The sequence below is a fragment of the Streptomyces sp. NBC_00286 genome (assembly GCF_036173125.1).
In the GTDB taxonomy this organism is placed as follows: Bacteria; Actinomycetota; Actinomycetes; order Streptomycetales; family Streptomycetaceae; genus Streptomyces.
Genome location: NZ_CP108054.1, coordinates 952,598 through 966,275, shown reverse-complemented (window position 1 = coordinate 966,275; position 13,678 = coordinate 952,598). Strand labels below are relative to the sequence as shown.

The 13,678-nt window shown below is 68.7% G+C and carries 10 protein-coding genes and 1 pseudogene; 9 read left to right on the top strand and 2 right to left on the bottom strand.

Annotated elements, in window-relative coordinates:
- Positions 1–142: 142 nt before the first annotated feature.
- The 5 genes and pseudogenes from OHT21_RS04515 to OHT21_RS04495 all read left to right on the top strand — a co-directional run bounded on the left by OHT21_RS04515 (position 143) and on the right by OHT21_RS04495 (position 5,439).
- Complete coding sequence (locus OHT21_RS04515) at positions 143–1,315, top strand: NAD(P)/FAD-dependent oxidoreductase (protein ID WP_328766899.1); 1,173 nt, start codon at positions 143–145, stop codon at positions 1,313–1,315.
- Positions 1,316–1,344: 29 nt separating this feature from the next.
- Positions 1,345–1,800 (top strand): annotated as a pseudogene (locus OHT21_RS04510) (2-oxoadipate dioxygenase/decarboxylase family protein); the annotation flags it as partial.
- Between the two features lie 93 nt (positions 1,801–1,893).
- A complete protein-coding gene (locus tag OHT21_RS04505; RefSeq protein ID WP_328766898.1) occupies positions 1,894–3,555 on the top strand; it encodes a transposase in 1,662 nt (553 codons plus the stop codon).
- A 152-nt stretch (positions 3,556–3,707) separates the two neighbouring features.
- A complete protein-coding gene (locus tag OHT21_RS04500) occupies positions 3,708–4,370 on the top strand; it encodes an NUDIX domain-containing protein (protein WP_328766897.1) in 663 nt (220 codons plus the stop codon).
- An 85-nt stretch (positions 4,371–4,455) separates the two neighbouring features.
- The gene (locus OHT21_RS04495) at positions 4,456–5,439 is read left to right on the top strand and encodes an aldo/keto reductase (RefSeq protein ID WP_328766896.1); all 984 of its coding nucleotides are present in this window, start codon (positions 4,456–4,458) and stop codon (positions 5,437–5,439) included.
- Between the two features lie 74 nt (positions 5,440–5,513).
- Here the strand turns inward: OHT21_RS04495 and OHT21_RS04490 are convergent, their stop codons facing one another.
- A complete protein-coding gene (locus OHT21_RS04490; RefSeq protein ID WP_328766895.1) occupies positions 5,514–6,233 on the bottom strand; it encodes a TetR/AcrR family transcriptional regulator in 720 nt (239 codons plus the stop codon).
- A 387-nt stretch (positions 6,234–6,620) separates the two neighbouring features.
- Between OHT21_RS04490 and OHT21_RS04485 the strand changes: the two genes are divergently transcribed.
- On the top strand, positions 6,621–7,511 hold the full coding sequence (locus OHT21_RS04485; RefSeq protein WP_328766894.1) for a phosphotransferase family protein: 891 nt from the start codon (positions 6,621–6,623) through the stop codon (positions 7,509–7,511).
- Positions 7,512–7,797: 286 nt separating this feature from the next.
- Complete coding sequence (locus OHT21_RS04480) at positions 7,798–8,883, top strand: GNAT family N-acetyltransferase (RefSeq protein WP_328766893.1); 1,086 nt, start codon at positions 7,798–7,800, stop codon at positions 8,881–8,883.
- 72 nt (positions 8,884–8,955) lie between these two features.
- Here the strand turns inward: OHT21_RS04480 and OHT21_RS04475 are convergent, their stop codons facing one another.
- Positions 8,956–9,789: an alkaline phosphatase family protein gene (locus OHT21_RS04475; protein WP_328766892.1), complete on the bottom strand. Its 834-nt coding sequence runs from the start codon at positions 9,787–9,789 to the stop codon at positions 8,956–8,958.
- A 503-nt stretch (positions 9,790–10,292) separates the two neighbouring features.
- Between OHT21_RS04475 and OHT21_RS04470 the strand changes: the two genes are divergently transcribed.
- Both OHT21_RS04470 and OHT21_RS04465 read left to right on the top strand, forming a co-directional pair.
- On the top strand, positions 10,293–11,924 hold the full coding sequence (locus tag OHT21_RS04470) for a glycosyltransferase (RefSeq protein ID WP_328766891.1): 1,632 nt from the start codon (positions 10,293–10,295) through the stop codon (positions 11,922–11,924).
- A complete protein-coding gene (locus OHT21_RS04465; protein ID WP_328766890.1) occupies positions 11,921–13,678 on the top strand; it encodes an FAD-dependent oxidoreductase in 1,758 nt (585 codons plus the stop codon). Before OHT21_RS04470 ends, OHT21_RS04465 begins: the two co-directional genes overlap by 4 nt.

The window sequence follows — 13,678 nt, the reverse complement described above, 5'->3', positions numbered from 1 at the left end:
GCTGCACGATGACGCAGAGCACAGATGACAGATAGCTCCTCGGCACCCACCCCGTACCGACCAACCTCCGCCACCCGCAGGACGGACAGACCCGTCCGCGTACCCCGTCCCGCGGGCGGCCCATGGATGGGAGCGTGGCCCGTTGTCCTCCTCCGCCTTCCGCACCGTTCCGACCTCCGCCGATGTGGTGATCATCGGGGGCGGCGTGATGGGTGCGAGCATCGCGTTTCACCTCGCCGAGGCCGGCGTGCACAACATCGTCGTCGTCGAACGCGACGACCTCGGCCGCGGCAGCTCGGGCAAGCCGATCGGCGGCATCCGCGCCCAATTCTCCGATCCCCTCAACATCGAACTGGGCAAACGCAGCCTGCGCGCCTACCAGGACTTCCCGCACCGCCCCGGCGCCGACATCAAGCTCGACACCGTCGGCTACCTGTTCCTCCTCACCAGCGAACAGCAGGCCGCCGCCTTCGAGGCCAACGTCGCCATCCAGAACAGCCTGGGCGTGCCGAGCCGCATGATCGGCCCCGACGAAGCGCAGAAGCTGTGCCCCTACATCAGCACCGACGGCCTCGTAGCCGCCGCGTACTCGCCCGCCGACGGCCACTGCCGCCCGGGACTGGTCGTCAACGGATACGCGCAGCCCGCCGCCCGCGCCGGCGTCACCATCGCCACGCACACCGCGGTCACCGGCATCGACACCGCCGGGGATCGGGTCGTCGGTGTACGCACCGACCAGGGCCGTATCGCCTGCGGCACCGTCATCTGCGCGGCAGGCGCCTGGTCGGGACGGATCGGCGCCATGGCCGGCGTCCACCTCCCGATACGCCCCGTACGACGGCAGTTGGCGTTCACCGCACCGCTCACGCCGCCCGCGCCCCGCATCCCCTTCACCATCGACTTCTCCTCCTCGGCCTACTTCCACAACAGCGACGACGGCCTGCTGTTCGGCCTCGCCGACCCCGACGAGCAGGACGGCTTCGACACCACCTGGACCCCGGAATGGCTCGAGCTGTTCCGCAACGTCGCCCGCGAACGGGCCCCTGCACTGGCCGACATGAGAACCGTCGACGGCTGGGCAGGCCTGTACGAGATCACCCCCGACCACAACGCACTGATCGGCCGCTCCGGCGAACTGTCCAACTTCCTTTACGCAACCGGGTTTTCGGGCCACGGCTTCCTCCAGGCGCCCGCCGTCGGCGAGGTCGTACGCGACCTGTACCTGGAACGCGAGCCGTTCACCGACATCTCCCCGCTCAGCGCCGACCGGTTCCGCGACGGTGCCGAGGTCCGCCCCGAAGCCCACGTGGTGTGAACTCCGATCGAAAGGCCTCGACCATGTCGATGATCAGTCAGTGGCGGCTGCGAGCCGCGTTCGCGGCGCGGCTGTCGCAGATGTACGGCCACGAGGTTCCCGCCTACACCACGCTCGTGGACGTCTCCTGCGAGGTCAGCGAAGACGTCCTCCGCGAACAGGGAGCCGACGCCGAACGCCTGGGCTCCATCAGCCGCGTGACCGCCGAGCGGCACGGTGCCATCAGGGTCGGAACGCCACAGGAACTCCAACAAGTCGCCCGCATCTTCGGCGCTTTGGGCATGCATCCCGTCGGCTTCTACGATCTGCGCGAGGCCGCCGCCAGCGCCGTACCCGTCGTCTCGACCGCCTTCCGCCCTGTAGACGGCGAGGAGTTGGCACGTAACCCGTTCCGGGTATTCACCTCCATGCTGACCCCGGCCGACCCCCGCTTCTTCGACGCCGACCTGCGCGCCCGCCTGGAAGCCTTCCTCGCCCGCCGCGATGGGAACTGGAGTTCCTGGGCCGAATGCGTGACCTTTGCGGGTGGTGCTCGTTGACTGCCATGACGGAGATTTTCCAGCGGGTGGAGGTGAAGGGTGGGTGGGCTGCGGGAGTTGGCGCCGTCGTTCGTGGTGCCTGGCCCCGCCGGGGTGGCCATTCGGGACCGACTGCGGGTATCGGAAACGGATGCGGCCGTGCTCGCCGAGGTCGGCGCGTTCCTCGGTTCGCTGGCCGCGGGTGATCTCGCGGAACGCTCGCGGCAGGGCCTGGAGCACGATGCCGCCGCGTGGGCGGTGCGCAAGCAAGGCTTGACGGGGAAGTCGTCGGCGCGCTGGGCGGGCAGCATCACCAAGGCCACCCACGACCAGTGGGCGCTGGCCAGGCGCGGCCAGGCCGCCCATCTGGCCTGGCTGCGCGGGCAGATCGCCGCCATCGAGGCGCGGCTGGCCCGCCCGCTGGGCGCCAAGGCCGACAAGCGAGAGGGGCTGGCGCGCGGCTACGGCTCGCGCGCCGAGTGGCATGCCAAGTCCCGCCGCAAGCAGGCCCTCGGTGACCGGTTGGCGGTGGTGGAGGCGGACTGGGCGGCGGGCCGGGTGCGCGTGGTGCGCGGCGGCAAGCGCCTCGCCAACACCCGCCACCATCTGGAGGCGGCCGGACTGAGCGAGCAGCAGTGGCGACAGCGGTGGCGGGCGTCGCGGATGTTCCTGGCCGCGGACGGGGAGTCCGGCAAGCGCTTCGGCAACGAGACCATCCGCGTCACCGACACCGGACAGCTCTCCCTCAAGCTCCCGGCCCCGCTGGCGCACCTGGCCAATGCACGGCACGGCCGGTACGTGTTGGACGCGACCGTACGCTTCCAGCATCGGGGGCAGGAGTGGCGCGACCGGATCTCCGTGAACCGGGCGGTGGCCTACCGCAACCACCACGACGTGCTCCGCGACCGCTGGTACGTGACCGCCTCCTGGCAGCGCGCCGCCGCCCCGATCCTCCCACTCGACGCGGCGCTGGCCCGGGGAGTGGTCGGGGTGGACATGAACGACGACCACCTCGCCGCCTGGCACCTGGATGTGCACGGCAACCCGGTCGGTGAGCCGCAGCGCTTCTTCTACGAACTCTCGGGCACCACGGAACACCGCGACGCCCAGATCCGGCACACGCTGACCCGACTGCTGCACCACACCCAACGGTGCGAGGCCGCCGCGATCGCCCTCGAGGACCTCGACTTCACCGACGGCAGAAGCCGGGAGAAGCACGGCCGCAACAAACGCTTCCGCCGCCTGATCTCCCGCTTCCCCACCGCCAAACTCAAAGCCCGGCTGATCTCGATGGCCGCCGAACAGGACATCGCCATCGTGGCGGTGGATCAGGCCTACACCAGCCGATGGGGCGCCCAGCACTGGCAGAAACCCCTGACCACCCCACGACGTAAGACGTCCCGGCACGATGCGGCGAGCATCGCGGTCGGGCGACGCGCCCTCGGGCATCCGATCAGGCTGGGGGCACCTCCCAGCGGTAGCTGGGGGAGGACGGCACCGCCCCACCCCGACCGGAGTGATCGTGGTGGGCATCGGACCATCCAGGCCCGATTGGAGACCCGAGGGCGTGAGGAACCCCGCCCCCACCTGCCCGGACCGCGCACCGGATGCGCGCCGCCCGGCGGTGGAGCGAAAGCGGGCGACCAGTGTGCCCAACACCGTTCGGGGCACGCGGCTGAGCATGGGTCCTGGCAACAGGACTCACTCCCGCTCAGTCTTTAGAAACGGTCAGCTTTCTCTGAGGGGGCCGGGGCTGCTGCTGGCGAGTCGCCGGTGGGCGGGAAGCCCTCCCGCCCACCGGCGGCGGGAGAAGTGATAAAAGCAGACATGACCAACTCGCCTGTCCTTCGCCCCCGCCGCCGGAACGGTGCCCGATGACCGCCGGCATAGACACCCCGGACCGCCGCGGCCGCACCGAACTCGACCAGACCGGCCGCGACCTCACCGGCAACCCCCGCGTCAAGGTCCGGGACGTGAAACTCCTGTCCAGCCACTGGTACGTCGAACGCACCACGACCTTCGACTTCCAGCACGCCAACGGCACCTGGACCACCCAGGAACGCGAGACGCACGACCGCGGCAATGGCGCCACAATGCTCCTGTACGACTCCGAACGCGAAACCGTACTGCTCACCCGCCAGTTCCGCTTCCCGGTCTACGTCAACGGCCACCCCGACGGCATGCTGATCGAAACCCCCGGCGGCCTGCTCGACGACGAGGACGAACACCCGGAACTCGCCGTACGCCGAGAGGTGGTGGAGGAGACGGGCCACACCATCGGCGACGTCCAACACGTCTTCGACGTCTACATGAGCCCCGGCTCGGTCACCGAACGCGTCAGCTTCTACGCCGCCGCCTACGGCCCCTCGACCCACACCCACGAAGGCGGCGGCCTGGACGAGGAGGGCGAGGACATCGAAATCCTCGAACTCCCCTTCCGCAGGGCCCTGGAGATGATCCGAACCGGCGAGATCGCCGACGCGAAGACCATCATGCTGCTCCAATGGGCGGCGCTGGAGGGCCCTTTCGCGAAGTAAGAGCGAGAGCACTTGACTTCAAGTGCTCTCCAACATGAAGACTCCTGCTCGAGCCGGACCCACCGGCCGAACGGGAGGAACCACCGTGAAGTACCGCACAATCGGCACCGACCCGGCCACCCGCCGCGAGGTAAGCGTGCTCGCCCTCGGCGCGATGCTCTTCGGCTCGCGAACGGACGAGGAGACCTCCTTCGCCCTCCTCGACCGCTACGTCGAGGCCGGCGGCACCTTCATCGACACATCCGACAACTACGCCTTCTGGGAGGACGGAGGCCAGGGCGGCCAGAGCGAGCAACTACTCGGCCGCTGGCGCCGAAGCCGCGGCATCAGCAACGAGATCGTCATAGCCACCAAACTCGGCGCCCGCCCCCTGGCCCCCGGCACCAGCTACACCGACAACCCCGAGGGCCTGTCGGCAAAGGTGATCCGAGAGTCCGCCGAACGCAGCCGCGAGCGCCTCGGCATGGACAAGCTGGACCTGCTGTACGCGCACATCGACGACCCGACCGTGCCCCAGCAGGAGACCCTAGAGGGCTTCGCGGCCCTCGTCGCAGAGGGCACGGTCGGCCTCCTCGGCGTAAGCAACCAGGCCACCTGGCGCGTAGACCGCGCCCGCACCCTGGCCGCCACGGCCGGACTACCCGCCTACGAGGTACTCCAGTACGAGCACAGCTACCTGCGCCCCCGCACCGACCTGCCCAGCGACCTGTTCCCCGACGGCACCCTCGGCGCGGTCGGCCCCGACATGCTCGGCTACCTACGAGCCGAGCCGGGCCTGACCCTGGTCGCCTACTCACCCCTGCTGAAGGGCGCCTACGTCCACCCCGACCGGCTGCTGGCCGACTACGACCACCCCGGCACCCCTGCCCGCCTCGCCGCACTGCGGGACGTGGCCCGCGAGACCGGCGCGACCATCAACCAGCTGGTACTGGCCTGGCTGATCGGACGCGAACTGCCGGTCATCCCGCTCGTCGGCGTCTCGTCGATGGCGCAATTGGAGGAGAACCTGGCCGCCGTAGACCTGGAATTGACACCGGAGCAGCGGACCAGGCTGAACGCGGCGCACTGAACGCAGCACACACCATCTGCCCGAGGAGGCCGGTCCGTTCCCGCGTGAAGCGCGTCCCAGGGAGCCTTGGCGACCTAATCCCGCGCGAAGCGATCGAGCAGCGCGTCCAGCCCGGCCGCCAAGGCCTCCGGCCCACCACGCTCGGCGAGCGCGGCGGCGGTCTCCCGAAGCCGCGGCAGTTCCTGTGACGGCATACGGTGCAGCCCAAGGCGGAACGCCGGCTCCTGCTCGTCCGGGTTGTCGACCATGGGCTGCAGCTCCACGGACACGTAACCGAGGAGCCAGGCGGTGAACGCCCGGAAGACGGCCGAGGCGCGGGCTTCATCGAGGCCGGCCTGCCGCAGCAGCGCCAGCACCCTCTCGTGGTCCCGCAACACGGCGAGCGGCCGCCGGGCCAGCGGGACGGCCAGCATGCGGGTGGCGAGCAGCGGAACGGCCTCGGGATGGGCGAGGCAGATGTCGTACGTCGTCCGGGCGATCCGGTGGAGCTTGGCGCGCCAGGCGGCTGCGTCGGCCGCGCCGGGGCCGGGATCGGCCTCCAGGCGCTCCTCCAGCTCCAGGTACAGGGCTTCCACCAGGCCGTCCAGAAGGGCGTCCTTGCTCGCCGCGTATCGGTAGAGCGCCATCGCCTCCACACCGAGCTCGGAGCCGAGACGGCGCATGCTCAGCGCTGAGAGCCCCTCGCGATCGACCAAGTCGAGGGCGGCGGCCAGCACACGTTCCCGATTGAGCCTGCCGTAACGGCCGCGGTCGCTGGCGCGGCGCGCCTCGCCTGTCTGAGGGTCGTTCGCCATTGCCTGCCTCCTCAGCGTGCGACCACATGGAGCGCGCACCGCTGTACAACGTATACATACAGCATCGGCTGCGGCGTCCTGCATTGCCACTCGATCCCCGGCAGTCAGACCGGTGCGACCGGGGCGCGTTACCAAGTCGCACCTCGGCTGAGCAGCAGCGACGATGAAAGGAGGAAGGTCTTGGATGGTTTGTGAACATCTGGCTGAAAGGAGGGCCGGATGACGTTCACAGAGCAGCTTCGGGGCCTCATACCTTTGCGCCCCGCCGGTCTCCTGACTCGCCCCGCCGACGCGCTGGCCGCACATAAGTTGGCATACTCGCTCAGCACCGACGATGTCCGCCGCCGCGTCCCCCGAAGGATGCGGCGGACATTCTCCGATCTCTTGGTGTTCAATCTTGACGGCGACAGCACACAGCCCGCCGTGGTCAAGCACCCCCGCAGTGCACGCGCGACCGCATCGCTGGCACACGAATGCGACGCTGTGCGACGGCTGGCTGGTGACGAGCGCCTCGGCCCGTGGCGGCGGCTGCTGCCCGTGGTGGAACGGCGCCGACTGGATGGACCGCTGCCGCTGGTGGTGGAAAGCCGCCTGCCCGGCATCGAAGCCGATGTGCTGTTGCAGCACTCCCCGCAGATGGCCCGCCGGGTCACGGTGTCTGCTCTCAGGGCGATCCGCGAACTGCACCTCGCCACCGGACGAACGGAGGAGGTGACGGCCAGGGTGGCCGACTGGGTCGATCCCCGGCTGGACCTCCTCGCCGAGGAGGTCCGCTGGTGCAGCCGAGGCATGGGTGCGGAGGCCCTGACGGTGCTGCGCGAACAAGTTGTGCGCGAACTGATCGGCCGCAGCCTGCTGGTGGCCTGGACGCATGGCGACTTCCACCCCGGGAATGTGCTGCTGACGGAGGAGCAGGGGGCGCTGTGCGGGGTGATCGACTGGGCCGGCGCCATCCCCGACGGGCCGTCCCTACTCGACTGCCACACCTTTGTGCTGACCATGCGGCATCAACTTGGAAGGCGGCAGTTCGGACAGGTCGTCGCCGATGTGGTGCGGACCGCTTCGCTCTTGCCCGAAGACCGGCAGCTCCTTGCCGAAGCAAAGGCACTTGCTCCCGACTCCAGGGGAGAGATCGCGTTCACTTTGCTGACCTGGCTGTGGCATGTGGCGGGGAACGTGGAGAAATCCGCCCGGTACGGGCGCAGCCACCGTTGGGTCGCCGACAACATCGTGCCGGTGCTCAGCGAGGTGATGGCGCACGACGGGCGCATGGCCTGAGGCTCGCGTCGGGCGGGTGGGCGACCTGGCGGCCGACGGTGCGTCAGACGGCAACATTCGTACGGGTTCGGAGGTAGGGAGCCCGATGCCAGGTCACGGAGAAGGCGACGGAGCGGAGGCCCTTGAGCGGCAGGTGTCGTGGGCGGTCGGAGGTCGGCCTTCGGGGAGGCCCGCCGTTCGAGATGCCGGGTCCGCTCGCCTCGCATACGCTCGGTAGGTGGAGGCGCGTGGGCCTTCGCGCCGCGAGCGTCGTCCTTGCGGACCTCACGCCCTTGCAGGAGAAGCTGTGAATACAACCGCTGAACTCCTGATCGACACCGCGGCAGGTCCCCTCCATATCACGACTCCGGCACCCCGCGAGACGTGGTGGGAACTGGCCGCACAGGACGCGGATTGCCGCGTCACCCAGACACCGACCTGGCTCGACTGCCTGTCCGATACGGGGGCGTATCGGGACGCCAGCCGGCTCTACGAGTTCGACGATGGCGGCCGCATCCTGCTCCCGCTCGTCAGCCGGAGACGACGTCCACGGTGGCTGGACGCAGAGGAATCCTGGCCGGCCGACTGGGGGATCGGAGGGCCGGTGGTCGCGGGGGACGTCGGCCCGGAGAAGGCGCGGGCAGTCTTCGGCGACCTGGCGCGGCGGCCCGCTCTCCAGGTCGGCTTGCGATTCCGGCCGGGGGACACCGCGCTGTGGGAGAAGGCAGCCCCGGCAGATTTCCGGCCGGAGCCCCATATGACGCAGGTGGTGAACCTCGACGGCGGTTTCGGCACCGTGTGGGAGCGCCGCTTCCACAAGCGGGCGCGGCGGGACGTTCGCCGGGCGCAGAGGGAGCATGTCGAGGTGGAGGTGGACCGCACCGGTCGGCTCGCCCCCGTCTTCTACCAGCTGTACGAGGCATCGATCGAACGCTGGGCCCGGCAGCAGAACGAGCCGCTAGCGCTGGCCCGCTGGCGCAGGCGGAGGGGGTTCCCCAGCCAACGACTTTCAGCAGTGGCCGCCCGGCTCGGCGAATCCTGCGCGATCTGGGTGGCGTGGCGCGACGGGGAACCGTGCGCGTCAATTGTCGTACTGCGACACGGTCGGCACGCCAAGTTTTGGCGCGGGGCGATGAACCGGGAGCTAGCCCATCCGTTGAAGGCCAATGCCCTGCTCCATCGATTGGCGATCGAAGAAGCATGCGAGGCGGGCTGCGGGTGCTATGACATGGGGGACTCCACTCCGGGATCCTCGCTGGCAAGCTTCAAGGCGGGCTTCGGAGCGGACAGTTGGTCATCCCCTCGCTACTTCCGTGAGCGGCTGCCCGTCTCTGCTGCCGAGCGCAGGCTGCGGGCGGCCGTCAAGCGTGTGATCCGCTTCCGCGACGCCTGACGCGCCGTACACCCGATGGCGGGAAGCGGCCCGTCGCGGGTGCCAGCCCGGCAGCGGGCTGCTGTCCCGCCGTCATTGGGCGTTCTTCCAGACGTCGATGGGCTCGGCTTCGGCGCTGTGGCCGAGAGGGTCGAGGTCATAGGCGTCCAGCAGGGTGCGCAGCAACCCGTACAGGTTGTTCGGCTGGGCATGGTCGCCCGGCCGGACCTGCTCGCCGGCCAGGATCGTCGGAATGTGGTTGTCCTCATCTTCGCCGCCCTCGTCCTCGTCCCAGGTGACCACCAGGAGACTGTTGTGGGTCATCGCCCAGCGGGCGTAGTCCCCGAGATTCTCCCGCAGCCAGGTGTCGGCCCGCCGGACGCTGCCGTCGTGCATGTCGTTGTCGAGGTTCGGTACGACGAAGGACACCGTCGGCAAGTCCGAGAAGTCCTTTGGAAAGTCGGACCATGGGCGGTTGATGGAGGCCGGTAGATCGGTGAAGTTCACCCAGGGGCTGTGCCGGCGCACATAGGGGCCGCTGTTGCAGCCGGTGTAGCCGACGCTCGGCAGGCTCTCCGCGTAGCCGACGAAGGTCAGGTCGGCTTGCAGAAGCCGAGAGGCGAGATTGTGGCCCGTCAAGTCGTTGGGGCAGTCGTTTCCGTTCACACCCTGCGTGGAGCCGGAGAACAGCGCGATGTAGTTCGGCTGGCTCGGGTAGGTGATGGCGTAGAACTGGGTGAGGTTGGCGCCCTGCCGGGCCAGTTCATTGAGGTACGGGGCTTGAGGCGATCCGATGATGTCCTCATAGCCGCGGTTCTCCTCGATGACGACCACGACGTGGTCCGGCCGGGGGACTCCACTGCCCTTCTCTGAATCGCTGCACCCCGCCGTCGGTAGAAGTGCCACCAGAGCTACCGACGCAGCCATGAGCGTCTTCCTCATATGGTGACGCGGCGAGAGGCATGCCATCACTCGTGGTCTCACTGATCTCTCCCTCTGACAATCGATCCATTCGATTAGGTCCGCGCTGGCTCGCGCTTCTGCGCCAGCCGCCACACGCTGCCGATCACAGCGAACGGCAGTAACGTAACTCTTAGCACTTATGCCTCAAACTGGTCGGAAACGGATCGCTGGTTGCACCGACGAACGGGAGTAGGCGTGTACCGACGAACGGGAGTGCCGTTGGATACGTCGCCCGGCCTGGTCATCGCACCCTCTGTGCGGGAGGCAACTCCATGGGCAAGCGCTCGACGCTGACGAACGGTCGGGTGGCGTCACGCGCCGGCGCCGATAGGCGGCGACCTGGCGAATCCGCTTTTTTCTGGCGCGGTGGACGGCGAACCACAGCAGTCCGATGGGCAGTACGGTCCGCACTTCCCGCCGCTCTTGCCCTGTGGCTGGTGTCCCTGCGCGGCGTAAACCTGCGCGCGATGAACGACCTTGGCCTGCTCGAGGTGCTGCCGGTGCTCTTCTGGGTCGCCCTCGGCCTGCTTACTGTCGGCTTCTGCGCGTCCTTGTCCGACCGGCGCACCTCCGGCGGCTGGTTCGCGGCCTACATTCTCGGGCTGATCGCGGTACTGCACGCCACGCCCGCATTGTTGTACCCCACGCTCCGCTACGGCTGGGCGTGGAAACACGTCGCGATCGTCGACGCGATGATCCGGAACGACGGCAACGTGCCGGTAGTGGAGAAACTCGACGTCTACAACCAGTGGCCGGGCTTCTTCCACCTCAACGCCTTTGTGGTGCAGGCGACGGGACTGGAGTCGTCGCTCGGCTATGCGGTCTGGGCTCCACCCGTCATGAACGTCCTGCTGCTCGCCCCTCTGCTGCTGCTCTACCGGGCTGTGACCCGGGACCGGAGGCTGATCTGGGGGGCCGCGTGGGTCTACTACTCCTGCTCGTGGGTGGGACAGGACTACTTCGCACCACAGGCGTTCGCGTTCCTTCTCTTCGTCGTGGTGATCGCCGTTGTTCTGGGACAACTGTCGTCGTCGATGCGCAGGCCTTCGAGTTCGTCCACGGGTTGGCCTGTCGGCAGACTCGCTCTGGTGGTGCTGATCCAAGCCGTGATCGTCTGCTCGCACCAGTTGACGCCGCTGATGCTGATCAGCGCGCTTGTGGCGCTGTCGCTTCCGCGCCGAAACCGACGTGTGGTGCTGCCTGTCCTGGCCGCCGCGGTGCTGTTGACCACGGTCTGGGACGCCACCGTCGCGCGGCCGTATGTCTCGGCCCATCTGAGTGAGTTCCTGGATGCGTTGGCGGAGCCGGACGCCAACGTGGTCTCCGGGTTGGCCACCCTGGGCACCGCCGCCCCGGGGCAGGTGCTGGTGTCCTGGGTCGACCGAGGCCTGTCCGCTGCGGTCTTCCTCCTGGCGGCGATCGCCTTCGCCGTCCGCCCCTGGGTCCGCCGCACGGGGATGCCGCTGCTCGTGCTGGCTCCGCTGCCCATCCTGGTGGCGAACTCCTACGGCGGCGAGATGATCTTCCGTGCTTATCTGTTCGCGCTGCCTGCGGCCGCCTTCATGATCTCCGCGCTGCTGTTCCAGTGGGGCAGGCGTCCGCGACTGGGTGCGCTCGCCGTCGGTCCGCTACTGCTGGCGATGCTGGGCGGAACGCTCTTCGGTTACTACGGCAAGGAAACGGCGAACTACTTCACCAAGGACGAGGTGGCCGCCGCTCGCTTCGTCACGGCCGCCACACCTCCCGGGGCGCTGATCGTCTCCCTCACCTCGGACGTGCCCGGCCTGGACATGAATTACGAAAAGCACCCGCGGATCCAACTCAACGAACAGGACATCGAGGACCTGCGACGGCTGGCCGAGAACCCGTTGGAGGGCCTGGAAGCGTTCATCGAGGGGGCGACCGTGCGTGAACCGGCCTACATCATCCTGAGCCGCGCCCAGGCCGCTGAGTTGTACCTCACCGGAACCCTGCCCGCCGACACCATGCAGCGTTTGGAGACCGCGATGTCGGATACATGGGGATTTGTTCCCGTCTACCGCAACAAAGACGCCGTGGTCTTCCGGTACCAGAACCCGGACAACTGGGAGCAGCCATGACTACGCTGCGCGCTGGACTCCGGCCACGCCGGGCGCTACGCCTCGGGCTCGCGCTGTCCGGCTGGATCGCCTTGGCCGTGGCCATCACCCTGCCGGACGGGGCCTTTCTGCGCGTGCTGATCACCACGGCGTTCCTGCTTCTGTGCCCGGGGCTCGCGGCGGTCAGGTGGGCCCGGCCGACGCCATGGCGCGAGCGGGAGTGGCCCGTCGTCCTGGAGACCGTCCTTATGGCTCTGGTCCTCAGCTTGTGCCTGGCCGTCCTTGCCGTCGAGCCGTTCTACCTCAGCGGCTCCTTCACCACGACTCGGGTGCTGATCGCACTTGCGGCCGTGACCTCCGTGCTGGCTCTGCTGCCCGGACCGGGAGGTATCCGGCCAGAGGAACCGCGCCCGGTTCCGTACGAGGCACCGCCGCCACCCGGCACCGAGCCGCTCCCGGAGGCCGGGGGTGCGGACGGGCCAGGCGCAACAGTGCGGGCGGAACCAGACACTCGGTCTGAGCCATCACGGGGACATCGGGTCCGAGAGAACCCGGAAGGATCCGGTGGCCGAGTTCCGGTCGCCATCGTTGGTGCCGGCCCCTACGGCCTGGCCACCGCCTGCTATCTCGGCGCTGCCCATGTACCGCTGAGAATCTTCGGTGAGGCCATGGAGACGTGGCGGGCCCATATGCCCGAGGGCATGTTCCTGCAGACCGTTCCAGCCGCGTCAGCGATCGCGACGCCCGAGTTCGGGCACAGGTTCGTGGACTTCCGCGCGGCCCAGGGCGTGCTTCCGGAGGGTGATCGTCATCCGGTGCCCTTGGCGGAGTACCTCGACTACGGCCGCTGGTTCCAGAAGCGCCTGGTGCCCGAGCTGGAACCACGGCGGGTGCGCCGGATACGGACTGCCGACGGCGGCTTCAGCTTACTCCTCGACTCCGACCAGGAACTGCTCGCGGCCTCCGTGGTACTGGCCACCGGCGCGGTTCCCTTCGCTTACGTCCCACGGGAGTTGCACCAGTGCACCATGGCGGGCCTGGCCTCGCACACGAGCCAACACACTGATCTGCGCCGCTTCGCGGGACAAAGGCTGGCCGTCCTCGGCGCCGGCCAGTCCGCGCTGGAGTACGCGACCCTGCTACACGAGGCTGGGGCCCACGTCACTGTGATCGCCCGCACCGCGACCATCGTCTTCGACCCACCGCCGCCGGACGGAGCAAGCTACCGCCCTCATCACCCGCGGCTGCTCGATCCGCACTCGCCTCTCGGCCGTGGCCGTCCGCTGCTGGCCGCCTGCTGCCACGGCGGCGCGGCCTGTCGCCTTCTTCCGGCTCCGGTGCGCATGCAACTGCTGCGCACGGTGCCGAGGCCGTCCGGCGCTTGGTGGCTGAAGGAACGGGCGGACGGTCGGTTCCCGGTCCTGCTCGGTTGCACACTGCTTGCCGCCGTGCCGAGGGATGAGACGGTGTGCCTGCAACTGGTGACCGAACACGGCGGGTCGGAAACCTTGGTGGCCGACCACGTCCTGGCAGCCACGGGGTACCGGGTCAACATGCACCGCCTCGAGCTGCTGGAGCCTGGGCTCAGACAAGCGCTGCGGATGTTTGCCGGCGCACCGGTCCTCTCGTCCGGTTTCGAGTCATCCGTGCCCGGCCTGTACTTCACCGGTCTCGCGGCGGCCCCCACGTTCGGTCCGCTCCTGATGTTCGTCACCGGCACCGACTTCGCCGCCCGTCGCCTCACCGTCGACGTCGCGGCGAGGAAACGGTGGTAG